The organism is Parafrankia sp. EAN1pec (assembly GCF_000018005.1).
GTDB classification, from domain to species: domain Bacteria; phylum Actinomycetota; class Actinomycetes; order Frankiales; family Frankiaceae; genus Parafrankia; species Parafrankia soli.
The window spans coordinates 1,597,560-1,620,475 of the sequence record NC_009921.1 but is presented as its reverse complement, the minus strand read 5'-3'; the positions used below and the strand labels follow the sequence as shown (position 1 = coordinate 1,620,475).

Annotated in this window: 19 protein-coding genes and 1 pseudogene; 6 read left to right on the top strand and 14 right to left on the bottom strand. The window is 68.8% G+C overall.

Annotated features, from left to right (window positions below; genetic code table 11):
* Positions 1-55: 55 nt before the first annotated feature.
* A pseudogene (locus FRANEAN1_RS06625) lies at positions 56-1,077 on the bottom strand (transposase); the annotation flags it as partial.
* Between the two features lie 231 nt (positions 1,078-1,308).
* Here FRANEAN1_RS06625 and FRANEAN1_RS06620 point away from each other — a divergent pair.
* From FRANEAN1_RS06620 to FRANEAN1_RS37755, 3 genes are read left to right on the top strand one after another with little or no spacing between them, the layout of a single operon-like run.
* Positions 1,309-1,701 (top strand): GntR family transcriptional regulator, encoded by a 393-nt coding sequence (locus tag FRANEAN1_RS06620; RefSeq protein WP_020458971.1) that lies wholly within the window; start codon positions 1,309-1,311, stop codon positions 1,699-1,701.
* Positions 1,698-2,627 carry an ABC transporter ATP-binding protein gene (locus tag FRANEAN1_RS06615; protein ID WP_020458970.1) on the top strand — a complete coding sequence of 310 codons (930 nt, stop codon included), beginning with the start codon at positions 1,698-1,700 and terminating at the stop codon, positions 2,625-2,627. Before FRANEAN1_RS06620 ends, FRANEAN1_RS06615 begins: the two co-directional genes overlap by 4 nt.
* Entirely contained in the window at positions 2,624-3,613 is a 990-nt protein-coding gene (locus FRANEAN1_RS37755) for a transporter (protein ID WP_020458969.1), read from the top strand. The genes FRANEAN1_RS06615 and FRANEAN1_RS37755 overlap by 4 nt, the downstream gene beginning before the upstream one ends.
* 333 nt (positions 3,614-3,946) lie before the next feature.
* Here the strand turns inward: FRANEAN1_RS37755 and FRANEAN1_RS06605 are convergent, their stop codons facing one another.
* From FRANEAN1_RS06605 to FRANEAN1_RS06585, 5 genes are all read right to left on the bottom strand, one after another.
* Positions 3,947-5,281, bottom strand: coding sequence for an ATP-binding protein (locus FRANEAN1_RS06605; RefSeq protein ID WP_157472397.1), 1,335 nt, complete (start codon positions 5,279-5,281; stop codon positions 3,947-3,949).
* 47 nt (positions 5,282-5,328) lie between these two features.
* Positions 5,329-6,006 (bottom strand): recombinase family protein, encoded by a 678-nt coding sequence (locus FRANEAN1_RS06600; protein ID WP_020458967.1) that lies wholly within the window; start codon positions 6,004-6,006, stop codon positions 5,329-5,331.
* A gap of 84 nt (positions 6,007-6,090) precedes the next feature.
* The gene (locus FRANEAN1_RS06595; RefSeq protein ID WP_020458966.1) at positions 6,091-7,635 is read right to left on the bottom strand and encodes an SCO6880 family protein; all 1,545 of its coding nucleotides are present in this window, start codon (positions 7,633-7,635) and stop codon (positions 6,091-6,093) included.
* Positions 7,632-9,182 (bottom strand): aminoglycoside adenyltransferase, encoded by a 1,551-nt coding sequence (locus FRANEAN1_RS06590; RefSeq protein ID WP_157472395.1) that lies wholly within the window; start codon positions 9,180-9,182, stop codon positions 7,632-7,634. The genes FRANEAN1_RS06595 and FRANEAN1_RS06590 overlap by 4 nt, the downstream gene beginning before the upstream one ends.
* Before the next feature lie 158 nt (positions 9,183-9,340).
* Positions 9,341-9,682, bottom strand: coding sequence for a hypothetical protein (locus tag FRANEAN1_RS06585; protein ID WP_157472392.1), 342 nt, complete (start codon positions 9,680-9,682; stop codon positions 9,341-9,343).
* A 356-nt stretch (positions 9,683-10,038) separates the two neighbouring features.
* Here FRANEAN1_RS06585 and FRANEAN1_RS06580 point away from each other — a divergent pair, with 356 nt between their 5' ends.
* Positions 10,039-10,593 carry a hypothetical protein gene (locus FRANEAN1_RS06580; protein ID WP_020458963.1) on the top strand — a complete coding sequence of 185 codons (555 nt, stop codon included), beginning with the start codon at positions 10,039-10,041 and terminating at the stop codon, positions 10,591-10,593.
* A 320-nt stretch (positions 10,594-10,913) separates the two neighbouring features.
* Here FRANEAN1_RS06580 and FRANEAN1_RS06575 read toward each other — a convergent pair whose 3' ends face one another.
* The 6 genes from FRANEAN1_RS06575 to fxlA all read right to left on the bottom strand — a co-directional run bounded on the left by FRANEAN1_RS06575 (position 10,914) and on the right by fxlA (position 18,829).
* Positions 10,914-12,011, bottom strand: a complete 1,098-nt coding sequence (locus tag FRANEAN1_RS06575; RefSeq protein ID WP_020458962.1) for a hypothetical protein — start codon at positions 12,009-12,011, stop codon at positions 10,914-10,916.
* 18 nt (positions 12,012-12,029) lie between these two features.
* The gene (gene fxlM / locus FRANEAN1_RS06570) at positions 12,030-13,232 is read right to left on the bottom strand and encodes a methyltransferase, FxLD system (RefSeq protein WP_020458961.1); all 1,203 of its coding nucleotides are present in this window, start codon (positions 13,230-13,232) and stop codon (positions 12,030-12,032) included.
* A gap of 5 nt (positions 13,233-13,237) precedes the next feature.
* Positions 13,238-14,068, bottom strand: a complete 831-nt coding sequence (locus FRANEAN1_RS06565; RefSeq protein ID WP_020458960.1) for a thiopeptide-type bacteriocin biosynthesis protein — start codon at positions 14,066-14,068, stop codon at positions 13,238-13,240.
* Positions 14,065-15,375 (bottom strand): lanthionine synthetase C family protein, encoded by a 1,311-nt coding sequence (locus FRANEAN1_RS06560; protein WP_020458959.1) that lies wholly within the window; start codon positions 15,373-15,375, stop codon positions 14,065-14,067. Before FRANEAN1_RS06560 ends, FRANEAN1_RS06565 begins: the two co-directional genes overlap by 4 nt.
* A complete protein-coding gene (locus tag FRANEAN1_RS06555; RefSeq protein WP_020458958.1) occupies positions 15,372-18,572 on the bottom strand; it encodes a lantibiotic dehydratase in 3,201 nt (1,066 codons plus the stop codon). Before FRANEAN1_RS06555 ends, FRANEAN1_RS06560 begins: the two co-directional genes overlap by 4 nt.
* A gap of 104 nt (positions 18,573-18,676) precedes the next feature.
* On the bottom strand, positions 18,677-18,829 hold the full coding sequence (fxlA, locus tag FRANEAN1_RS40710) for an FxLD family lanthipeptide (RefSeq protein ID WP_157472389.1): 153 nt from the start codon (positions 18,827-18,829) through the stop codon (positions 18,677-18,679).
* Between the two features lie 389 nt (positions 18,830-19,218).
* On the opposite strand from fxlA, the gene FRANEAN1_RS43070 reads away from it, so the two are divergent.
* Entirely contained in the window at positions 19,219-20,202 is a 984-nt protein-coding gene (locus FRANEAN1_RS43070; protein WP_157472386.1) for an NAD-dependent epimerase/dehydratase family protein, read from the top strand.
* A gap of 68 nt (positions 20,203-20,270) precedes the next feature.
* On the top strand, positions 20,271-21,485 hold the full coding sequence (locus FRANEAN1_RS06545) for a helix-turn-helix transcriptional regulator (protein ID WP_020458956.1): 1,215 nt from the start codon (positions 20,271-20,273) through the stop codon (positions 21,483-21,485).
* A gap of 35 nt (positions 21,486-21,520) precedes the next feature.
* Here FRANEAN1_RS06545 and FRANEAN1_RS06540 read toward each other — a convergent pair whose 3' ends face one another.
* Together FRANEAN1_RS06540 and FRANEAN1_RS06535 are read right to left on the bottom strand one after the other, a co-directional pair.
* A complete protein-coding gene (locus FRANEAN1_RS06540) occupies positions 21,521-21,727 on the bottom strand; it encodes a DUF397 domain-containing protein (protein ID WP_020458955.1) in 207 nt (68 codons plus the stop codon).
* 15 nt (positions 21,728-21,742) lie between these two features.
* Positions 21,743-22,612: a helix-turn-helix transcriptional regulator gene (locus tag FRANEAN1_RS06535; protein WP_020458954.1), complete on the bottom strand. Its 870-nt coding sequence runs from the start codon at positions 22,610-22,612 to the stop codon at positions 21,743-21,745.
* Positions 22,613-22,916 lie beyond the last annotated feature (304 nt).

Genomic DNA, 22,916 nt, shown 5'->3' with positions numbered 1-22,916 from the left:
GTTCGGTGGACGGCCAGGCGGTCGTCTCGTTGCAGGGGGTGCCGGTCTTGAGTCAGCCATGGAGGATGCCGACGAGGCGGTTGGCGAGCTGGCGCGGGGCGGCGTTGTGGGTGGCTTCGTGGGTTCGTTGCCGGCCGTTGTGGACGTGACAGGCCGCGACGGTCTTCTTCTTGCCGGGGGCGCGGGTGATCGGGGACGTGCTGGCGTAGTTCTTGCGGGCTTTGGCGGTGGTGTAGCGGTCGGGGTCGTCGCCGAACTCCGCGAGCACCCGGGCACCGAGGACCGGTCCCAGTCCGGGTTGGGACCGGATGATCTCAGCGGCCGGGTGTCGGCCAAAATGCTCCTCCACCTGCCCTTGCAGGGCCTTGACCTGCCCGGCGACCAGGGCGCGGACCGAGACCACCGTGTAGGCGTCGGTCACGACGTCAGGCTGGCCGAGGTGCTCCGCGCGCAGCACGGCCTGGATCGCGGCCGCCTTCGTCGGGATGTCGCGGCGCAGCGCGGCGCCGATCTGGCTGATGGTCAGCCGGGCTGCCTGCGCGGGGGTAGGGGCCTTGTCCAGCAGTTCCAGGGTGTCGGCGACGTCGAAGGCGGCCAGCGCGGCGGGGAATTAGTCTCGCAACGCGTGCCGCAGCCGCTGGGTGTGCCGGGTACGTTCCCAGATCAGCGTCTTGTAGATGCGGGTCACGACCTCCACCGCCTCGGCGGTAGGGGTGTCCCCGGCCACCGGGCGCAACTGGTGGGCGTCGGTGCGGACCATGTCCGCCAGCACATGCGCGTCCGCGGCGTCGCGCTTGGCACCCGACACCGTGTGCCGGGCCCAGAACCGGGACGCCTGCAAAGGGTTGATCGCGAACACCACGTATCCGGCGGCGACCAGCGCCGCCACCCACGGACCGCGGTCGGTTTCGATCCCGACCAGCACCTTGACGTCGTCGCCGGCGTGCTCGCCGACCAGCGCGTGCAGCCGGGCCATGACCAGCCGAGGCCCGAGGCGTCCGTCACCTCCACATCGTGGTGGTCTTCCGCCCAGTCGTCCCCGACGAACAGCCGCAACACCCTTCTCCCGCCCTTCATGCCGATCACCATGAACAGCCAGCGGGAGAACCATCAGCGACCTAATGAACACAGTGCTCACGCCGTAGGGGCGGGCACGACATCCCATCAGCGATCAACTCTCCCGGCCAACCGGCAGGGGCACGGTCTTTCAACAGGACTCGAAGTCCAGGACCCACGAGTGCTCACCTGCCAGCGGCTATCGATCGGGAGTCTGCCGGACGGCTGGCTCCCACGACTCATTAGGTCCTAATGATCGAGTTCAGCCTCGACGGCCGATCCCCGGTAGCGCCCTACATGCAGCTCGTGAGCCAGGTGAGGCAGGCGCTGCGCGTCGGCTATCTAGAGCCGGGCGATCAGCTTCCTCGTATTCGCGAGGTCACAGAGTCGTTGGCGATCAATCCAAACACAGTGTTGAAGGCATACCGGGAGCTTGAGCACGAGGGGCTAGTGAAAGGACGGCCAGGCTTGGGGACATTCGTCGTGCGAACGCTGGCCGGTCCGTCGCTGGTGAGCCAGGTCGCGCTGCGCCGCGACCTGGTCGCATGGCTAGGACGAGCCCGGACGGCCGGTCTCGGTCAAGAGGACATTGTCGCGTTGGTAGAGACGACTCTGAGGTCTACCTTTCAGGAAGGCATAGCGTGACCGCGGCTGTCGAGACGACCGGGCTGGGCGCGCGCTACGGGCGCCACTGGGCAGTAAGGGACTGCACACTGTCTCTACCCCGCGGGGGAATAGTGGCCCTAGTCGGGCCGAACGGCGCTGGCAAGACGACACTGCTACACTTGGCCGCGGGCCTGCTCCGCCCGAGCACGGGCAGTATCCGGGTGCTGGGCGAGAAACCTTATTACAGCTCCGGGCTGATGACCAGGGTTGGTTTCGTGGCTCAGGGCGCCCCCCTCTACAGCGACTTCACCGCGGACGAACTACTGGTAATGGGCTCCAAGCTCAACCGGGGCTTCGAGCAGGCGTCGGCGCGTGAACAACTGAGGCGGCTTGATATCCCATTGCACTGGCGGGTAGGGAGCCTACCCGGAGGGCAGCGGGTACAGGTGGCGCTCACACTAGCGCTGGGAAAGCGGCCCGAACTTCTGCTCCTGGACGAGCCGGCAGCCGGGCTTGACCTGCTGGCACGACGAGAGTTCCTGCGGACATTGATGGGTAGCACTGCCGAGCAGGGGGCTACGATAGTGCTGTCCTCGCACCTTATCGAGGATCTCGACCGAGTGTGTGACTGGCTGGTGATAATGTCCGCCGGACAGGTACAGGTCCTCGGCTCGGTCGAGGAGCTGAAAGCCCGGCATAAAGTACTCATCGGCCCGGTAGTCATCGGCTCGGCTCACCAAAAGAAGATCATTGGTGTGGCCCAAGTCGTGCGAGCCAGCCACACCGATCGCCAGTCAACCTTGTTGGTGCGCACCGACGGAGTGGTTCACGACCCTTCTTGGATGGTCCAGGACGTCAGCCTCCAAGACCTCGTCCTCGCCTACCTCGCCGATCCCGCGGAGGGCCTGCTACCAGGTCCCATCGGGCATCGCTCAGACAACGGCGTGCAGGGGGTGCATGTATGATCTGGATGACCTGGCGGCAGCATCGGATGCAGGCACTCTTCGCTGTATCCCTGCTCGCTGCACTCGCCGCCGTCCTCGTTCCCACTGGTCTGCAGATGCACCATACGTTCGATAGCCTGGGCCTTCCCACATGCCTGCGCGGACCCGGTGCCGCCGAGTTCGTTGATACCGCAGGCGGCGACTGCGGGCCACAGGTCGAACAATTCACTAGTCGTTTCCAAAATCGCAGCCTTATAGCGCTAATCCTAGTAATTTTGCCACTTTTTGTAGGTCTCTTCTGTGGTGCACCAATGGTTGCACGGGAGGTCAAGAACGGCACACACCTGCTGGCCTGGACCCAGGGAGTAAGTCGGCTACGCTGGGCTGTTACAAAATTCGGCTTGGTAGCAGTAGGCGTGGCGGTGATCGCCGCCATGTACACGCTGCTGGTGTCATGGTGGTTTGGCCCTCTCAATCAGGCCACAGGCAATCGGTTCTCTTGGATGTTCGACGTTCAGGGCCTGGTTCCGGTCGGCTTCAGTCTGTTCGCAGTGACGCTCGGGATTCTTGCGGGTTCCATCACCCGGAGGGCGCTGCCCGCAATGGCGATCACCCTAGTCGGTTTCGCCGCCAGTCGAATCACGGTGGTTTTCCTTCTACGGCCACACTTCTTGCCGCTCGTTGAGCGCAGGTATCCGGTCGTGGGCACTACCCGACCCAATGAACTTCACGGCGACTGGGTCTACAGTGCCGGACTTTACAACGCTCAAGGGGATCTAATCTACGGAGGAACTCCAGCGAACAGTGTTCGCGCCTTCTGCGACCCTCGGGAGATCGTGGGAACGCCCTGCAATTTCGACGTGGGCCCCGGCGGCTACAATCTGGAGCTGATCCAACCCGCCGGACGGTACTGGCTTTTTCAGGCGCTCGAGACCGCTCTCTTCGTCACGCTCGCCACGCTCGTATTCATCGCTGCCGTCCACTACATTCGCCGCCGAACCATTTAGCGATCTTTATCGCTCTGCTTGGTCAGCCGCTTGCCGTGGGGATTACCGGAGTGAAGTCCACGGATGTGACCCCGTGGACTCGCCGTCGGGGACGGGAAGATGAGGCTGCCAGCGGGCTGACCCGACCAGCGTCGTGGGTGTCGTCGGCCGGATCCCTGGGGGTAATCCCCCTGGGTGAAGTCTTCTCCTTCTACCTGGCGCTCCGACCTGTTCAGACGCGGGTTTGTCTGGCAGGCTCCGCGGCCGGAGGCCGCAGACGCAGTCCGGCCGCCGAGTTCGGAGATGTGGGTGGACGACGTCGGCAGGCTGACACCCAGAAGCTTCGCGATGGAGTCAGTACGCCGTTGGTGCGACGGCGGTCATCGCGTCGTCGGTGCCAGCGAACCCAGCCCATTCCCAGGGGGCGACGACGTGGTCGACGACAGCTGCTCGGCTTCCGATCTTCCACAGTGCCTGGAGCGGGTCGAGGAGCCGGAGCAGGTTGGTCTCGGTGCTGGTGAGTCCGAGGTCGGCCAGGAGCCTGCGGGTCTGCTCGGGGTTCTGGTGCAGGAAAACTCGGGCCGAGGTGGTGGTGAGCAGCCCTTCGGCGATCTTGCCTGCGGCGGCGCCGTCGTCGACCTGGGAACGCAGGTCGGCCAGGGCATGGGTGATGAGGATGTTCGCGGTTCCCCACTGCCGGCCGAGACGCCACTGGTCCTGCAGGAAGCGGGTGATGGCAAGGTCCTCGAGGGCAATCCAGCCTTCGTCGAGGATGACGAGCTTGCGGCGGTCGGTCTGCTGGTACATGACGCCCTGCAGCCAGCCGGCTGCCGCGGCGAGGACGAGTTTGAGGGTGCGCCGGCGGGTGAGCAGGGCTGACAGGTCGAGCACGAGACCGGGGGCGTCGGTCCAGGAGAGGTCGACGCTGGTGGCGGTGTCACAGATGCCGCGCAGGTCGTGCTCGACGAGCATCGCGCAGGCGTCGAGCAGTGGGCGGCGGCGTTCCGCGAGATCGGCGGGGGTGGTGTCCAGCGCGGTCGCCAGGGCGGCGGGCGGGTCGGCCAGCAGGCGCTGAAGGTCGGTGAGGGTCGGGCTCACGGCCGGAGCGGTGGCGGCGGTGAGATGGCGCAGGGCTTCGTGGAGGAGACGCTGCTCGCCGGCGGCGAGCTCGGCCTTGGTGAGCGCGATCGCGAACAGGGTGGTCGCGACCGTCACCCGCTGCGCGAGCAGGTCGGTGTCAGCGAGCGTGTGCTGGGCGGGCCCGCGGTCGAACGGGTTGACGATCAGTGACCCGCCGGGTCGCAGCCTCAACGCGGACCAGCCGAGCGCGCGGGCCAGGGCCGTCCACTCCCCTTTCGGGTCGATGACGGCGACGAAGCGGGTCGGGGCGAGGGCGGTGGACCGGTAGACGTACGTCTTGGCGATGGCGGACTTGCCGTAGGCGCCAGCGCCGCAGATGACCATGTTGGGGCCTTGGAGCAGGCCGTCGGCGTAGGCGTCGTGCAGGTCGAAGAAGAACCCGCCGCCGGCGAGGCGGTTGGCGCCCAGGAAGGCGCCGGCGACGCCGGTGCCAGCTTCGACGGTGAACGGATAGGCCGAGCAGAGATGGGCGGTGGTGGCCAGGTCGCGGGACAGTGCGAGTCGACGGTCCCGCAACTGCGGGGGCAACAACGGGCCGCCGGCGGGCACCGGCGCCCGCCCTGAGTCTCGGCCGTGGCGAGGACGGGCGCCTCGGATCACGGCAACTCCGCGAGGGGCGGTGGAGGTGTGCCGGGGTCCCGGTGGCCGGCTATAGGCGGCAGGGCGGCCGGGCGGGTTCCGGGGAGGTGCTGGGCGTGGGTGAACAGCAGCTCGGTCACGATCGGTTCGTGCGCGTCGGTGCACACCACCCACTGCGCCGGGTCGGTTCTGCGGCCCCGGCGCGTGCGACCCCAGACCTGCCATCCCATGTAGACGGGGTTGGTGACGATCCGGCGCACGGCGTCGGCGGTCCACAGCCGCGGCCCGTCGGCGCCCTGCCCCGGCGGCGGCAGGGCCACGGTGATGAGCTGGTGGGTGATGGCCGCGTAGCTGCGATGCTGGCGCGCGCGCAGGTGAAAGATCAGCCGGACGGTGGGGGCGGTGGTCGGGTCGTGGTGAAGCCGACGCCGCAGGTGCGCTCGTCCGGATTCGTCGATGGCCGGGACGGGCAGCGCACGGTAGCCGTATGGGACCGGGCCGAGATGGTAGCCGGCGCGGACGAGCTCGGCCTGGGCCTGGCGGCCTGCCCGTCCCAGCTCCGCGCGGTGCTCGGCGAGGATCGTCGCGCGGCGGGAGGTACGCCAGGAGGCGATCGGATGTGCCCATCGCCGTCCGCGCGGGATGCCGGGGCGGGGCGTGGTCGCCGGTGTGCCGGCGGGATTGCTGGGCGCCATTCGGTGTCATCTCCTGTCTGCCGGGGGGTACGGGGCTGTCTTGGCACGCGGACGCCGTCGAGGGGATCCCGGATGGGCTCTGCGTCATGGGGATCCACCGAGAAGCCCGCGGCCGGGTGCTCTGCCGGTGGGTAGGGTCGCGGCCCAGGCCAGGTCGTGGCGGCCGTGTAGCGGGCGGATTTCGTTGATGCCGGCGAACGCGGCCACGTCGACGAGCTGGCGGCTGGCGTCGTCGAGGTCGCCGCGGGTCGGCGCGGCGATGTCGACGAGTGCGAGGTAGCCGTATTCGGCGTGGCCGGCGTGCAGTTCGGCTTCCCGTTCGTCGACCTGCTGCTGCGCCCCTGCCAGGTGGGTCGGAACCCGAAAACCGTGCCGTTCCCGCACCGCCATCCGGCTCTCCACCTCGACGGCGTCGGAGTTGATCCGCCGGCGGGAGGCACGTGCGGACACCGGCTCCAGCAGGAGCGCCACCGTGCGGACGCAGGAGACGTCGAACAGCAGGGGGTCGAGCCAGCCCGGGTGCAGGGCGGCCGTCGGCCACTGTGACACCCAGAAGACCCGGTGCCATACGTCGTCGATGCGCACGGCGTCCCATTGCGCGTGCATCGACAACGGCCCGGCGTGCACGCCGTCTATAACGCTGGCGGTGCCCATCTGCTGTGCGAGCGTGCGCTGCACTCTGGAGAGGGTGGCGGCCACGGACGGGTCGGCGCGCAGACGCAGCGCCTCGGCGACGCCCACCGGCGAATCGGGATCATCCACGACCAGGCCGGCGGCGCGGCACCGTTCGGCCAGGGTGAGCGCGGCCTGCGCCGCGGCGTCAGTCGGGTCGGCGCGGCGGGGCAGCCGGCCTGTGTCGAGTGACAGCCACAGCCGTAAGTCATGGCGGGTCAGCGTCGCCGCGGCGTTCTCGAGCAGCGTCTGGTAGTCCTCAGCCGCCCGGGTGTGCCCGACGCCCGCCGTGGCCGTGTCAGGGTGGCGGTCCTTCAGCCAGTGCACATGGTCGGCCGGCGAGACAGGAGCGGACCACAGCGACCAGCCCAGCCGCACCACGCCGCTGTCGCGGGCAGTGTTGGAGAGGACCTGCGCCCAGGCGGACAGCCGGTGATGCTGGTCAGCAGGCTCGAGCAGCCCGAACTCACTGCCGCGTGCGGACAGCACCGCGGTGAGCGTGCCGGCGCGCCGGTCATGGATCAGGGCGATGGGAGCGAGGCTGCGCGTCGCGCCCGTCGCGGAAGCACGGGGGACGGTGAGGATCTCCAGACCTCGTAGCGGCGGCGGTAGGAGCCGTCGGGCCTCGCCCCTCGTGCTCTCCGCCGTGGCAGGAGCGCCGGCGAGCAGGGGCAGCGAAGCGGTCCACTGGTGCCGCCTTCCGACCCGACGGGCCAGATGCCGCATGGCAAGCGGTACAGCCTGGTAGACGGGCCCTCCGCCCGGTACCGGCAGGAACGCGGCCAGCCCGCAGGCAGCGGCCACGACGACTCCGATCGCTACGCTGTCGGTCAGCAGCGGAAGCAGAACCAGCGCGGCGAAACCCCCTGCGACCAGCACCAGCGGTGCCCCGGCGAGACCGAAGTGGGTCGCGCCGGACCGGCGGCGGGTAAGCCGGTACACCGGCGGGCGGATCATGACCGGCCCCGCGGACTTTCGGGTCCTCGCCGGTCACCGGGCGGAGCAGGCGGAGGCTCGCCCCGCCGAACGCGCCCGCCAGACCGCGGATCACCCAGCGAACGCTCCCCCAGGTCCGGACCAGACGGCGGCTTCGACGAAGAAGGTGTCTCTGCCCGCCTAGTTCCGCGCCGTTCACTGCCCGCGCCAGAGCTGTCACGTGTCATCGGGCGGGTTGGGCCGTTCGCGGAGGCACCCGTACCGGTCAGACTCCGAGGCGGGCCGAACCCGCCTCCGCCTCCAGCGCCGGCTGGCTGCTGCCCGAACACCCTGCCGCGTCCACCGCCTGCTCCACCGCGGGCGCCGCGCCCGGCCAGCGCGGACCCGAAGTACACCATCTGCATGGCCTGCATCCCAGCGCGGAACGGCGCTCGGGCAACTCCTTGTGCGACCATCGCATGTTCCATCAGGGGCATGAGGCGCCAGATGATCCATGGCATGAACGCGGCGATAAACACGATCGCCATGCCGACAAAGATTTCTCCCCACGCATCACCATCGGCCGCCGGGCTACCGAGACCCGGATGAGCGAGGTCGAGCCCTACCCGTAGCTCGACGAATACCGCCGGCTTGATCAAAATTATGGCGACAACCATTTCGACAGCCTTCCGCGCCGCCAATTTAGCCCCTGACATCGTTATCGCCATGAATGACAGCGGGGCAAGCGCGACGACCATGTAGATCAGACCGTTCCGCACGACGAGTTCCAGGTATATCAAGGCGACCCCGAGATACACGAAGATCCGGGGGATCAGATACCCGACGTTACCGTCTGGGCCGCCAGAGAAAGGCACGACCAGATCGAGGATCTCATTCCTGGTACGAAGGTCGTTCCCGAGCACCCAGTCGGCCATCACATCGGAAATCGTGACCAGCTGATCCACGACCCACGGAAAACCCAGTATGGCCAGTACCGCGACGGGTATATCGCCAAGAAGTCGCAGCATGGCCTGGACCGGCTCGCCAGACCAGAGTCCCTGCCCAACACCGATCATCACGCATCCGACGAGCAGCAGAGTGGCCATCGATGCCGTGCTGTGGTACGCACCGTGAGGGCCGATAAACTCCTCTGCTGTCACCTGCGGCCGGGTCGATGCCCCGAGGAACTCGAGGATCATACTTTTGGCCGCGTCAACCAGATTCTGCGACACCCGGTTCACTACGGTTTCGACCGCCGTTTCCATAACCCCCGTGATGCCTCCGCCCACCAGACCACCAACAATCCCGCCGATTCCCGGAATCTGCGCCGGCTGGGCTGCGAAACCGCTCTCCGGCGATCGCGCCCCCAGCCGACTATCGGATGGGCAGCGCTGAGCTGGCTGCCAGCCTGCGGGCGCCGGGCCGCCATACCCGGGCACCGAAACGTCCGTGAAGGTCGCGGTGGCCGTGCGGCAATCCGGATCATCCGCCGTAGAGGCGACAACCGAAGCAGCAAGGGCCTCCGGCGAAGACGAACGGTCGACGAACGTCCACACCGCAAATCCGAGAATGCTCACCACCGCCAGCACGCCGACCGTAAGCCGTACACCGCGGCGTGCGTCACGGTAGCTAACTGGTGCCGGACCGCTGCGGCCGTGCTCGCGACACCCCGGGCGACGGCCGGGACAAGTCCAGGGTCGATGCCCCGCTCGATGGCGGGCGTGCGCCCGCTGGCGACGCGGGCCCGTCATGCGTTCGCCGTCGCGGGATCACTGATCAGCCAACCAATGATCCTCGCGCTGAGCGTAATGATCAACGCGCCGCCCCCACCACCGAAGATCATCTTGGCGGCAGTGTTGCCGGATTGCAGGCCCCCGAAGATCTTTCCAAGTCCAAGAATCCCGCCACCGATCACGCCGGACAGCACACAGCAGACGAGACTCGCCTGGGCGGTCACGTTGAGGATCCGCTCGACCTTCTCGACCCCGGGGGCGTCGCCCCAGGTCGGGTTCACTTCGATCGAGTCCGCTCGGCTGACCGCTGCTCGGGCCACAATGACGATGGCTCCCACCCACAGGACGACGAGCATCCGGCGCAGCGGACGTATCCACCGCCCCAGGCGCCCAGCGCCCCAGGGCGCGCGCAACCTCTCCCCCACAGGGACCTCCGAAGGCCGAGCCGAAATGCCGACGACCCCTGGAGTGCGTCGCGCTCCCACCGCGGAAGCAGCGCCATCAAGATCTCCCACCGAGGCGGACACCTACCTCGGATTGCCTTCCCTATGCGGGATACCTATCCGGCTCGCGCCCCGCAACCAAGCACTAGATTACAATCTATACACGCTTACCAATTTAGCTCAATAGGGTGCGTCACCCCATACGGAAGCCGAAAAGTCAGCGAGAGACGCGCGTACACTTGTTGGCACGTCCAGCCGAGGGAGACGTCATGGACGAGTTCACCCGAGCCCATTTCTATAACGTCGACGATCCGACGCAGAACGCCCGCCGCGCACACACGCAGGATATTCTTGATCTCGTCACCGAGCATCTGAAAAACATCCGCTCAGCCGTGACAGTCGTAGCGCGAGGCATGTGCACGATCGACCTCGAGCCGATCGCCTACAACCAACACCAGAAATCCCTGGCTCTGCGCGGGATTCACGATCTCTTCGGCGGCCTACTTCTCACGGCCAGCAGCCAACCCCTCGAACCCGGCTCCACCGACTTCTCCCGGGTAGCCACCCTGATCTCCGACGATCTCGCCGCTGTCTACGCGTTGATACCACCTACGAAGTGCGCCGGCCTGGTCCGAGCCAACCCCCACTACGCATCCTGGTGGGTGGACGAATTCCCGTTTCCACCTCCGCCGACCGATGCCGAGCAGAAACGCCTCCGCCCAGCAGGCCTGCCACCCAGCTTCGGCACACCACTCGCGCCGCGGTGGCCGAGCGACGCCCAGCAGGCACACCACCGCTCGGCCGGTCTACCACCCAGCTGCTGACACACGCGCTGGAGGACGCGGAAACCACCATTACCGGCTCCGAGCTGCGGGCTGGAACGGGGGTGGCGGTGGAAGACATGCCCGTCCTCGCTCGGCCGGACCGTTGCGTTCATTGAAACCGTCACCGGGCTGGCGCCTTCTGCCGGCAGGCGGGAACCTGATACTTCCCGACGCGGATCCCCACAGTAGACGTTACCCGTAGCGATTCGATCACGCCCCGAGAGTAGGAAGCGGCACCGCCGTGGCAACCCCGATTGACTAATCCGACGGCGAGCCGGCGGAGACCACCGCACCCCGGCTGGACTCCAGTCCAGATTCCCTCAGCTGGCGAGCGCGAGGGCGCCGAGGAGCCGTGTGCGGAGCGCTTCGGGGATGCGGCCGCTACCGAGCCCGGAGTGTCGCTGTCTTTCGTTCAGAAGCGTCAGCTGGTCGCGGTTGAGGTACCCGCGGGCGGCTGGGTGGGTGAGTAGGTCTCGGGCGGCGTAGGCATCGTCGCTGTGCAGGGCGCCGTCGATGATCGTGTCGAGGACCGGCCTCAGATGCTGGGGGGTGTCCGCGAGGTCGAGGAGGCACAGGCCGAGCTGGATGTTGAACGTCAGGTGCTCGGGGTTGTTCGACGGGAGGAGCGCATCGATCGTGCTCCTGCCGTCGTCAGGGGTCTTGAGACCTGTGAGGTGTCTGTGGAGGAGGCCGAGGCAGGTGGCGACGGATTGCTCCCAGGGCTGGGTGGTGGCTGTGGTGGTGAGCAGGTGCTCGGCGGCGTAATGGTCTCGGTGGGCGTGGTGGGCAAGGATCGCGGTCTGGCGGCCGTCGAGGAGGCGCTGTCCGATGCCCTTGTGGCGGTTGAGGTGGTCGAGGGCCTCGGTCCAGTGGCCGGTTCGGGTCAGGGCGCGGGTGCCGTCGGCGAGCAGGACGGTCCACAGCCAGCGGACGGTCTGTGGGTGGTCGACATCGGTGACGAGGTCGTCGAACACGAGTGCTCGTTCGTCGATGGCGGTGCTGGTCCTCGCCACGACGACGTCGTAGAGCGTCGTGAGCATCTGGTACGCGGCCAGGCCATCGCCCGCGCGCAGCCGCAGGCGCGCCAGGTTGATGAACGGTTGGAGGGCGAGTTTCGCCGTCGCTCCGTCGAGTGGGCGGCGGAGCGGGAGGGTGTCGATCTGGCGCCAGCAGAGGCTTCGTGCGAGGTCAGGCAGTCCGCAGTCGCTGGCGATCAGCGCTGCGAGGTTGTGCGCCTCGGCCGCGCGCAGCAGCGCGTCGCCGCCGCCCCCGGCGGCTTGGCCGGCGAGGGCGGCGACGTGGGCGATTCGGGCATCAAGGGGTGGACAGGATGGCCGGGAGCGGGGAACGAGGGGGAAGCGCGCGGCGACGATGTCGAACGTCGAGGGTGTCGCGGCCGTGGACGTGGTGGCAGCCATGGCGCTGGTCGCCCGTTCTCAGGGCTGCCAGCGGACGGTGAGGCGGCTGTTCGGCCGGTCGATGCGGTGTCCAGCGGAGAGCTGGTCGTCGGGGGTGCCTGCGGGGTGGGCGGTGATGACGGGCTCGGCGGGGCCTTCCTTTCGCCAGTGATGGAGCAGGTCGGTGAGCTGCGTGGCGAGGGTGGTCGCGTGGGGACCGTGGGCGGTGACGCCGAGCTCGTCGGTGTCGGGGGCGAGTGGGCGCAGGGTGACGTAGGCGATCGTGGTGCCGTCGTGGATGGTGGCCCCGGCCCAGCGCCGCGCCGGGCCGAGCTGGCTGTCGTGGCGGGCGGTGGTGTCGACGGCGAGGCGGGCGAAGCGGGTGCCGGCGGTGACGAGCCACAGGTCGAGGTGGGCGGTCGGTTCGTGGTCATGGATCGTCAGACCGGTCCACAGCGCGTGGGGAGGGCTGTCTGCCGCGGCGCGTAGCGCAGGCTCGTCCACGGGGTCGTGGTCGTCGACGCGCAGGACAGCTCCGTCCGCGAGGGTCAGCGTGCGGCCGGCGTGGGCGCCGGCGCCGCGCAGCGGAATGAATCCGCAGACGAGCGCCGAGCGGCTGACCAGCCGGCCTGGCTCGCCCGCGTCGAACGCGAGGGAGCGGGTCAGGCCGCTTCCGTGCAGGCGTAGTGGTACGACGATCCGGCCGGCGGGGGCGAGCTGCTCCCACCAGGCTGCTGCAAGGTCGAACGCCCCCGCCGTGATCACGATCCGGTCGTAAGATGCCCCATCCGGGTAGCCGACCGCGCCGTCCCCGTGGATCACGTCGACCTGGTCGTAGCTGGCTGCCGCCAGCGCGGTGCGGGCGCCGCCGATGAGGTCCTCGTCGATCTCGATGGTGGTCACATGACCGGTCGGGCCGGCCAGTTCTGCCAGGAGAGCGGCGTTGATGCCGGTGGCGGTGCCGATCTCCAGGATGCGGTGACCGGGGTGGACGTCAGCCTGTTCGAGCATGGCGGCGACGAGGTCGGGCTGCGAGGCCGAGGACAGCGCCGTGCCGTCGGATGCGCGGCGGGTCACGACGACCTGCGTGCCGTAGGCGGTCTCCAGGTCGACGTCGGGCAGGAACAGATGCCGCGGCACGGTGCGGAACGCGGCTTCGACCTGACCGGTGCGGAAGGTGCCCCAGCGGCGGATGTGGGCGACCAGGTCGTCGCGGAGCTGCTCGGGGGTGCGGGTGGTCATCGTGGTTACCGTTCGTCGGGGGTCGGGACCGGGTGGCTGTCGTGGAAGACGATGTGGGCGGCGGTGTGGGCCAGCTGCGCCTGGTTGGCGGCGGGGATGCCGAGGCGGTTCCAGGCGAACAGGATGTGATGTGCGAGTACTGCGCGGATGCCGCGGGTGAGCTGGCCCTGGTTGGCGAGGCTCGCAAGTGAGTGCCCAGCGTGCCGGAACGCTGCTGGCCACTCCGGCAGCGCTTCGAGGGGCCGGACTGTGCGGGCGGTGAGGAGTCGGTGCACGGCGGCCTGGGCGGTCGGTGCGGCAGCGGGCTGCCGTTGGCGGACCTGGCTGGTGCGGCGGTGGTCGGCGACGCGAGTCCAGATGTCGCCCTGTTCGTAGAAGTCCTGGCCGGCGGCTTTCAGGAGCGCCGTGGCCAGCACGAGTCCCACCTCGTGACGGTGGTCGGGGTGGGCCTTGCCGAGGTGGGCGAGGATGCTGCGGCTGTCGGCATGGAAGAGCAGGTGCGCGACGTCCATGCCGGCGGAGCCACCGAAGACGTGGGTCTCGGGCTCGTAGACAGCAGGCGCCCAGCGGTTGATCGCGGTGCCGGCGAGCCGGCCGCGAAGAATTTGTTCGCCGAGCGCCATCGGGGTCAGTCCGGCCTCGCCTGGGCCAGGACACCAGCGGATCCGCCAGGAGGCGGACTTTCTGGTGAACCACCACAGGCTGATCCCGTCCGTCTGTTCCGCCGCGGTGAGCAGTGGCGCCAGTTGGGTGACCCCCAGGTGTTCCGCGGCCCGCCAGTCCTGGCACCACACGGTCATCCCGCACCAGGCGGACTCGATGTCAAGAGTGCTCATGCTTCGGCTCCCCGGTCCCCTGCCGGCCAAGCCGGGGGGAGGTCGAGCAGGAGGGCGGACTCCCAGGCTGTGGTGGTGTTGGTCGCCACGGCATGCAGGACCGCGGCGATTCCTGCCGTGCCCTCAATGAGGCCGGGTAGCTGCCAGTCGGCGCCTTGCGCCGCGTCGAGGCTGTCGAGGAGCTGCTTGACCAAGCTGGGTAGGTGGCTGTCGAGCGGGTAGAAGCGGGCATCCGCGGCTGCGCAGCGAACGGTGGCGACCAGGCCCGCCCAGCCGTGGCAGAGCGCCGGGTCGACGAACCGGGCGAGCTGGGCGGGGTCCGTGACGCAGGCTGCGAGGGCTGCCTCGGCGCGTTGTTGCCGGGTGGTGTCGGCCAGCGCGACCGCGGCGAGCTGCTGGGCGCGGGCCAGGCCGGGAGTGCCGTAACACCAGGATGCGCGGCCTGGGCCGGGCTGGGCGGCCCGGCCTGTCAGCAACTCACTGGCGGTGATCCGTTCGGGCCACCAGGGCCCGGCGGGGCCGTCCTGGCGCCAGGTGTCCAGCCAGTGACAGATCCGGTCGAGGGCGTCGGTGTGGCCGGGGACGATGACCCCACGGCGGTGTGTGAGCGCCAGCAGTGCGAGCGGCCCCGCGATGCCGTGGGCCATGCCCTGATCGGCATGGCCGTCGGCGAACGGTCCGGGTGGCGCGGTGGTGGGAACGTCGATGGTCCACCAGCCTGGCGCGGCCAGCCCGGCCGTGTCCGTGGCGGGTAGCGGTTCAGTGAGTCGGACAAGGTAGGTCAGGATCTGGCGGAGCTGCTCGCCGTCGGGGTTGCGGGTCGCCAGATAGGCGCCGAGCCCGGTCAGGCCTCGGACCAGGTCGAACTCGGCGCGCTCCGGTCGCTGTCCGGCATCAATCCGGGCGTGGGCCGCCGCGAGCCGGCGCTCGGTCAGCCTTTCGACGGCGGTGTGCAGCTGCCGGGCCGCGCCGAGGTGGCGGCCGGGTGGGGCTGCCGCGGTCAGCGCGAGCGCAAGCGCCGGGGCGCCGAACCACAGGCCCGCACCCGGCCCGACCGAAAGGTCTTCCCTGGCAGCGGCCGTCAGCCAGGCATCGACCGTGGCCCACTCCCCAGCGTGGGCGCGGGCGCGTACGCCGTGGAGAACCGCGATGCCGGCCGCTCCCTCGGCCAGCGACTGGCCCTGCCAGCGTGGGCTGCTCGGGCTCCGGTCGCCGTCTGGCTCGGGTGGTGGCGGCACCGTCAGCGCGTCGGCCAGCCGCGTCGCGACGGTGGCCGCGCGTACTCGCGTGTCGATGACGACGGTCATGGGCCTTCCGCTCTGGCGAGGTCGAGAGGGGGGTGCTGGCCGGTGTTGTGCCAGGCGAGCGCGACCGCGCGGGCGAGACGGTGGCAGGTGCGCTCCGCTGACGAGTCGATGCCATGAGAGCGGACGTAGTGCAGGTGCAGCAGTGATCCCAGTACCTCGCTGCTGGCGGGCAGGCCCGGCAACGCGGCGAGCTGGGCCGCATACCGCTCGGCCGCCCGGCGCCGCACACCCCACACGGCCCGTAACGGCGCCGGGAGCTGCGGGATCGCGGCGTTGGGCGCGGGCTCGTCATCACATGTGCGGGACAGCGCGATGGCCTGGCGCAGCACCGGCCGCTGGGTGGGTGCTCCGGAGGCCCGCCGGTTTTCCAGCAGCCACCGCATCCCCGTCTGTCTGCCGCCGAGCAACGCACACGTCAGGTCGACCATGCTCACTGCGGTCAACGCCGCAGGGTGAAGTGCCCGGTTCGCGTTCTGGGCGGCCAACTGGATGACGACGGCGGCCGAGTCGGCGGCGAACAGGTGCTCGGCTGCGACGAGTGCTTCGCCGTCGCCGTAGCGGGCTGTCTCGGGGTGGTAGGTGTCGAGCACGAGATCGCCGATGAGACGTCGTGCCCGCAGCTGCTCCGCCCATGCACCGACCCGAGCTGCCGCTCGTCCGTAGCTGTCGGTGACGCCGTCGGCGTCGGGCGCGACGTGCAGTCGCAGGCGTAGGTGTGAGGCGGGGTCGCGGTATCGGATGAACCACCACTGCGGAGGGACGCCCCAGGCGTCGAGCAGCGCGGGCAGATGGTCGGTGAGGATGGTGGAGACGACGTCCGGATGGCAGTACAGCTTCGCGAAGAGCACCCTCGATCCCGGCAGGATCCCGGAGGTCGCGTCGCTCACTGGCATCGGGCCGGGCGTCGTCACGATGGCCGGCGCGGGTCGCGGGGCGGCGGTGGTCGCCACCGGGACGACGATCTCGTGGGCTCGGCCGTCGGCCCAGCCATAGTCGTCCGGGCCCGGAGCCTCGAGGGCGGTCAGAGCGCCGGCGCGGTCGAGTTCGGCACGCAGCAGATCGCGATCCATCCGCTCGTCGAGATCCAGGCGCAGCCGTACGTCCGCCCGGCCGGTGCTCACCCAGCGGGGCAGTCCTGACCGCTCCCGCAACCGTGCGAGCGCGTCGGCCCATTCCTGGTCTCCCGCGCCTGGACCCGGAAGATCGGATGGGTTGATTCGCCATCGGGCCGGCGCCAGAACCGCGCGGCCATGACGAACCCTCGGCAGGAACGGCAGACAGCTCGCCGCGCCCCACGAGAACGGGGCTACGGCCCCGCTGCTGGCACGGGGCAGCTCGTGCAACAGCCGCGCGAGCGGCGGGAAGGTCTGCCGGGCGGCGGCATTCGTCAACAACGGCTCGACGACGGCACCGCGGGACAGCGAAACCAGGTGGAGCTGTTCGTCATTCGCGGTGACCGCCAGGTCCGTCCACGGCAGCCTGCCGCGCTGGCTGTCGCGGTGCTCGGCGAGTGAGACCCAGTCCGCCAGGACGTGGGGGGTGCGGGTGACGTTCTCCAGCCGGGCATGCGCTGGCGGGAACGACAGCTGCACCGGCACCGCGCCTTCCGCCGTCGGCGGTAACCGACGGAAGACATCGATCATCCTGAGCCGGTCAGCCTCGGGGAGCAGATCGAGGAAGCGGCCACTCATCGCTGCCCCGGTGCGGCTGACACCGGTGACCAGCAGGGTGAACGCGCCCTGGGACAGGGCCGCCATCGACGGTGCCAGCACCTCGACGCATATCTCCGCATGCGGCTCTGGCCAGGACCCAGCCGTCTGCGCCGACATGGTGTCAAGAGCGGCCTCGTCCAGGACGACCTCCTGCTGGCCGTCGAACGCCGCGCGCTGGGCGAGCTGCAGCAAGTACTCGTCCCGAGGCGATACACCGCCGGTAGGCGGTGGTTCCGCGACGCCGAAGTGCGCCGGGTAGCCCAGGCCGATCACCGGGTCAACCAGCTGATCGACTCGGACCAGCGCCGATTCACCGAACTTGGCAAGGAACCTGTGGTGGTAGTCCCGCCAGGACGGGTTGCCAGCCGGGTGCGGGGTCAGTCGCAACAGTGCTCCCGCCGTTGCAGCGGCCTCGACCGCCACGAGTTCCGGCAACACCGCCGTGCAGTCCAACCGCAGGTCGACCGCGAGCGGCTGCTCGACCACCGCGCATACCGCCCGCATCCGCTCACGAAGGGCGGCCAGACGTGGACGTCCCAACGAGCTGTCCGCATCGCGTGCCGCCCCTAGCTCCGCCTGGATCATCCGAAGATCACCGACAAGGCCGTGTGAGGGATCGCTGGTGCTGTCGTCAGTCCGGTCGGTGGCGGCCGGTACGCGCGTGTTCTCGATGCCGTTCAGCGCATCGAGAAGGTGGGCAACGCCGTCCGTGCACGTCGCAGGTGGCCGCAGGCTGCTCACGAGCACTCCGCACGTCAGCAGTTGGGCCAGCATCTCCTCAACGCCAGGCCGAGAGAGACCGAGCGCGACCACCACCGAATCGACAAGATCTACAAATCGGACGGGGGCCGCTGCCGACGCCACGGCAGCCTGAACCGGTCGGCCGTGGCGGACCGAGACCTCGGCAGGAAGGAAGGTCTCCGTCGGCGGGTGTGCATGCGGGCGCCACGGAACGACAAGCCGCTCGCCGCGCACCATGGCCAAGTCGTTGGCGACGACGGTCAGCGCCGCACGGACACTGCTCATGGACTCCAGCCGAGCGACGACCGCGGCCAGCCACACCGAGTCCACACGCGGGTAGGGGCGATCACTTCCAGTCCACCGCAGTACGGGCTCCACGTCGAAGCGCAGTGGGGCCACACCGGCGAACAACCCGAATGGCGTTGCACGTCGGCTCATCCGCACCAGATAGCGCGCCACCGCCAACCCCAGCCGCCGGACCCGCCGCACGGACGGTCTGGATCCCCGGCACGCGTCCTCCACGCCGACAGCCAGCGCCGGACTCGCGGTATCGATCGCCTCTGCGACGGCCGGCTGCGCCCAGACGTCGGCCAGCCAGGTGCACCAGCGGTCCACGTCGTCGCAGTTCGCGCCCGGCCAGGAACCTGCGGCCAGGGCCTTCGCTGACTCGTCCGACATAACGGCAGCACGGAAAAGCGCGGCGTCGAGGGGCGCACAGGCCAGCGGGCCGCCCCGGATGTCCACGACATCGCCTCCGCTCGATCAGCAGCTGTCGATCAGCCGGCAGACATGTGCTCCGGGTGTTGCCGGACGACCCGCGTCCGACAACACCCGGACTCGTGGCGGTGTCAGCAGTCGCTGTTCTTGTTCGTCGAGCAGCCGTTGTCCGTGGTGCACAGCAGCGCGTCCGCCGCGTCGCCCTGCTCCACGATCGTGACGTCGAGGTCCAGCTCGCCGAACCCGGTTCCAGCCACGTCGGACGTGAAGGCGTCCATGGTCATCACACTCCCTGTCTGCCCGTTCATATGAGAGACGGGCTCCCGAAGGACTCCAGTCGTGCCGTGATGCCGCCCTGGCCTCGACCGGGGGCGTCGGGAATGGTTGCCGCCGTTCCCGACGTCCCTGCGAGGGGACGGCTCGGTGCGGTCAACGCAGGGCTCCCAAGCCACTCGATGATCATGAGTGGATCCCGGATGCTCCGTGCCGACCAGGCTTTCGGTAGCAAGAGTGGAGTCCCACCACCCCACGAAGTGACACACGTTGTGTCACTGATCCGCTTCCGTCCGGCGCACAAGCGATCGCGCGTCGGACATGCTGACCACCAGGGTCTCGGCCTGACGGCTGCACGCCAGCCGCCCACTAAGATCATCAACCGGATGCAGTATTGATCATGTCGAAGGTGGGGATGTGGGAAGAACCGCGACGCGCGGCATCGGCGTCGTGCCCTGTCAGATCGGGGATGACGCCGGGGCGCTCAACCACGACCCGCGCGACGGGTCGGCGTCCCCCTGCCCCGACTTCACCGTCCAGGAAAGCGACAGGAGAGCTGGTGACCTTGGTGTACGTCGTCGGTGGGCACGGTTACCTGGGATCCCGAGTGGTTTACGCCGCCGGTGGACCCGACGCGGCGACCACGGTCAGCCGAGACGGAGCGACACGGCACGGCGTTCCCTCCAGGAGCTGGCCGGACTTCCTCAAGGATCTTGATAATGGCCCTGCCCCAGTCGTTGTCTGGCTGCTGGATGGCGCCAAGCACGACGAGCATGCTCGGCTGACCGAACTACTGGCCACCCGACCCGACGGCCATCTCGTGCTCGTCTCGACCTGCACCGTCTACGGCGCCCGCGGCGACCTTCTCTGCGACGAGAGCACCCCGCTGGACCTGCTTACCGGCCATGCGCGCCTCAAAGCCAGCTGCGAGACCGTGCTTGGACGCTCAACATGGACGTCGGCTGTGCTGCGGCTTGGTGCGCTCTACGGCATCGACGACCGCGGGGTCCGGGCCGATCGCATCGAGAAGTGGGTCGCCCAGGCGACCGGCGAACATGCCATCACAGTGCCCGATCCCGGGCACTGGCGAGGCTGGGTCCATCGGGATCAGGCAGCTCGAGCCCTCTGGCGGGCCGCCGCCTCGCAGATCCCCGGAGTGTTCAACATCGCGTCTGCGAACCTGACGTTCACGCAGGCCGTGCACACCGCCGCCGCGATGCTGAACGCGGAGATCACGTCGGCCAGTGAGACTGACGTGTGCAGCTATCGGGTCGACTCCTCCGCCGCCCTCGCGCGCGGCCTGCTCGACATCGAGCCCGGCGAGGACATCGAGGCAGTGACTGCCGCATTCGTGAATCGCGAGAGGCCACACGACGTACCGTGAAAGACGACCCACGCCGCGCGCCCACCCAGGACGTGACAGCCGACCGAGCTTGCCCGGGGGCCACCACGATGGATGACGACCAGATCCGCGGTGTGGGCGAGCGCATCGCCGATGCACGCAAGGCCCGCAGCTTCAGTCAACGCCAGCTGGCCGAACACGCTCACGTGAGCCTCTCGCTGCTCCGCAAGGTCGAGCAGGGCAGCCGAGATGCCACGCCAGCACTCATCGCAGCGGTCGCACGGGCACTGACCATCGACGTGACCGCCCTGACCGGCCAGCCCTACGATCTGGGCGGCCGGCAACTCGATCCGCTTCACCAGCACATCCCCAGGCTCCGACGTGCGCTCACATACTGGGACCTGCCGCCCGAGGGCGTCACGCCACGTTCCCCGGCAGAGCTGGTCCGAGACGCCGACCGCGCCGCGGACCTTCGCCGATCCGGCAGCCACGTCCAACTCGCTGCCGTACTTCCGGCCCTGCTCACGGAGACCACCGCTGCTATCCACAGCGCTCCGGCCGGACCAGAGCGTGAGCGTGCCTACGCCACCCTGACCGTGCTGCTCTTCGCCGCGCACTCCGTCACCTACAAGACGGGATACATCGATCTTTCCACCCTCATCGAGGAACGCACCCATTGGGCGGCGCTCGCGTCCGCTGACCCGGTACTCGGGGCGCTCGCGGCGTGGACACGTACCACGTCCCTGCTCCAGGCTGGTTCTTACGACATCGGCCTGCAGCTCCTGGACCGCGCCCAGGCGGAAATTCCCGCCGGCCCCGAACCGGACGACAGCACCCTGCGGATGTCCGGAGCACTGCATCTGCGTGCCGCGATGCTCGCGGCACGCAGTGGAGACTCCGATCTGACCAACGATCACCTTGCCGCTGCGCGCCGGCTGTCTACGCGGCTCGGCGATATCGACCACGACGGCGGCCGTTACCAGCTTGCCTTCGGCCCGGCCAATACCGGCGTGCACGTCGTCGCCGCTGCCGTCGAGCTGGGCGACGGCGACGAAGCGATCAAACAAGCCAGCCAGGTGCACATCTCGACCGGCCTGCCGAAGATCCGCGCCTGCCACCACTACATTGACCTGGCCCGCGCCTACCTGTGGACCGGAAGAAAAGAGGATTCTCTACGCTGCCTGACGACCGCGCGCGAGATCGCTCCGCAGCAGACCCGTCATCACCCCACGACCCGCGAGGTCGTGCGGATGCTCATACGTCTACACCACCGCAGCAATACGCAACTCACGAAGATGGCAGGCTGGATCGGACACGAATCCTGATCCCGCGAATTGGCGGGTAAGGCAAGATTTCCTGGTTACGGCCGAGTGAACTCGCCGTTCAGAACTCCGCCGACGAACGCGTCCCATTCAGCGGGGGTGAAAACCAGCATCGGGCCGCTCTTGTCCTTGGAGTCACGCACCGCGATCGCTGTGTCGAGGAACGCCACCTCGACGCAGGCGCCGTTGCCGCTACTGAGCGCGCTCTTCCGCCAGACGGCCCGGGAAAGGTCTACCTGGTGCACCGTAGACACCTCCTCTCACTGTGCGTGTGCTATCAGGGTGGCGATCAGGGCGGTTGAGGCGTCGGGGCTGAGGGCGACCGCGCGCAGGTTGTCGAAGAGCAGGCTATACCGGCGGATGTCGGCCTCGGCTTCGAGGAACAGGTCGCCGGCCATGCTGTCAATGTAGATGATCGTGGGGTCGGCGGGGTTCGGGAAGTCGAGGATGATGAACGACCCCTGCATGCCCGCGTGCGCGCCAGCGGTGTAGGGGATGAGCTGGATGGTGACGTGCGGTTCCCGGGCCGCGTCGATCAGTCGGTGGAGCTGGGCCCGCATGACGTCCGGTCCGCCGACCTCGCGGTGCAACGCGGCCTCGTCGATGATCGCCCATAGCTGCAGCGGGGAGGTGCCGGCCAGCAGGGCCTGGCGTTCCATCCTGGCCTGGACACGGGTGGCGACCTCCTTTTCGCTAGCCATCGGCAGGTTCCCGCGGATGACGGCGCGGGCGTAGTCCTCGGTCTGGAGCAGTCCGGGGATGAACAGCGATTCGTAGTTGCGCACCGTGCGCGCTTCGACCTCGAAGCTGATGTAGGCGGTGTAGTGCTCGGGCAGCTCCGCGTGGTACGGCCGCAGCCAGCCTTGGACGTCGGTCTCACGGGACAGCGCCAGCAGGTCGGCGCGTTGCTGCTCGCTGGCGCCGTAGAGGTTCAGCAACGCGATCATCGTCCGGCGCTGCGGGCGGGAGCGGGCCGTCGCGGTCTCGTGCCGATACAGCGTCGCGGGATTGATCCCGGTCTGCTCGGAGACCTGATCACGGGTCAGGCCAGCCTCGTCCCGTAGTCGGCGCAGCTCGAAGGCCAGCCGGCGGGAGCGCACGGTCGGTGGTGCCTGCCGCTGAGTCGCCACTGCCTGATCCTCTCCCGTCCATCCGGGTGCCCGGACCAGGGTCCACACCAGGATCGACACCCTCACTAATCCGCAACCATTGCCTATGCATACCTTGCATTTTCACGCCGTGCAGGCGCATGCTGATCGAACCTAGCCTGTCGCGCTGCGTGGCCACCGCGGGGTCCACTCCGGGCCCGCCCACCGCGCGATGGGCGGTCGCCAGGTCTGGCGGGCGATGGAACGACCGCGCCGCGTACCAGGGCTGCCATGCCCTCCCGGTGTTCACGGGACGGCAGCGGCCAGTGCCGGCGCACGCGGTCAC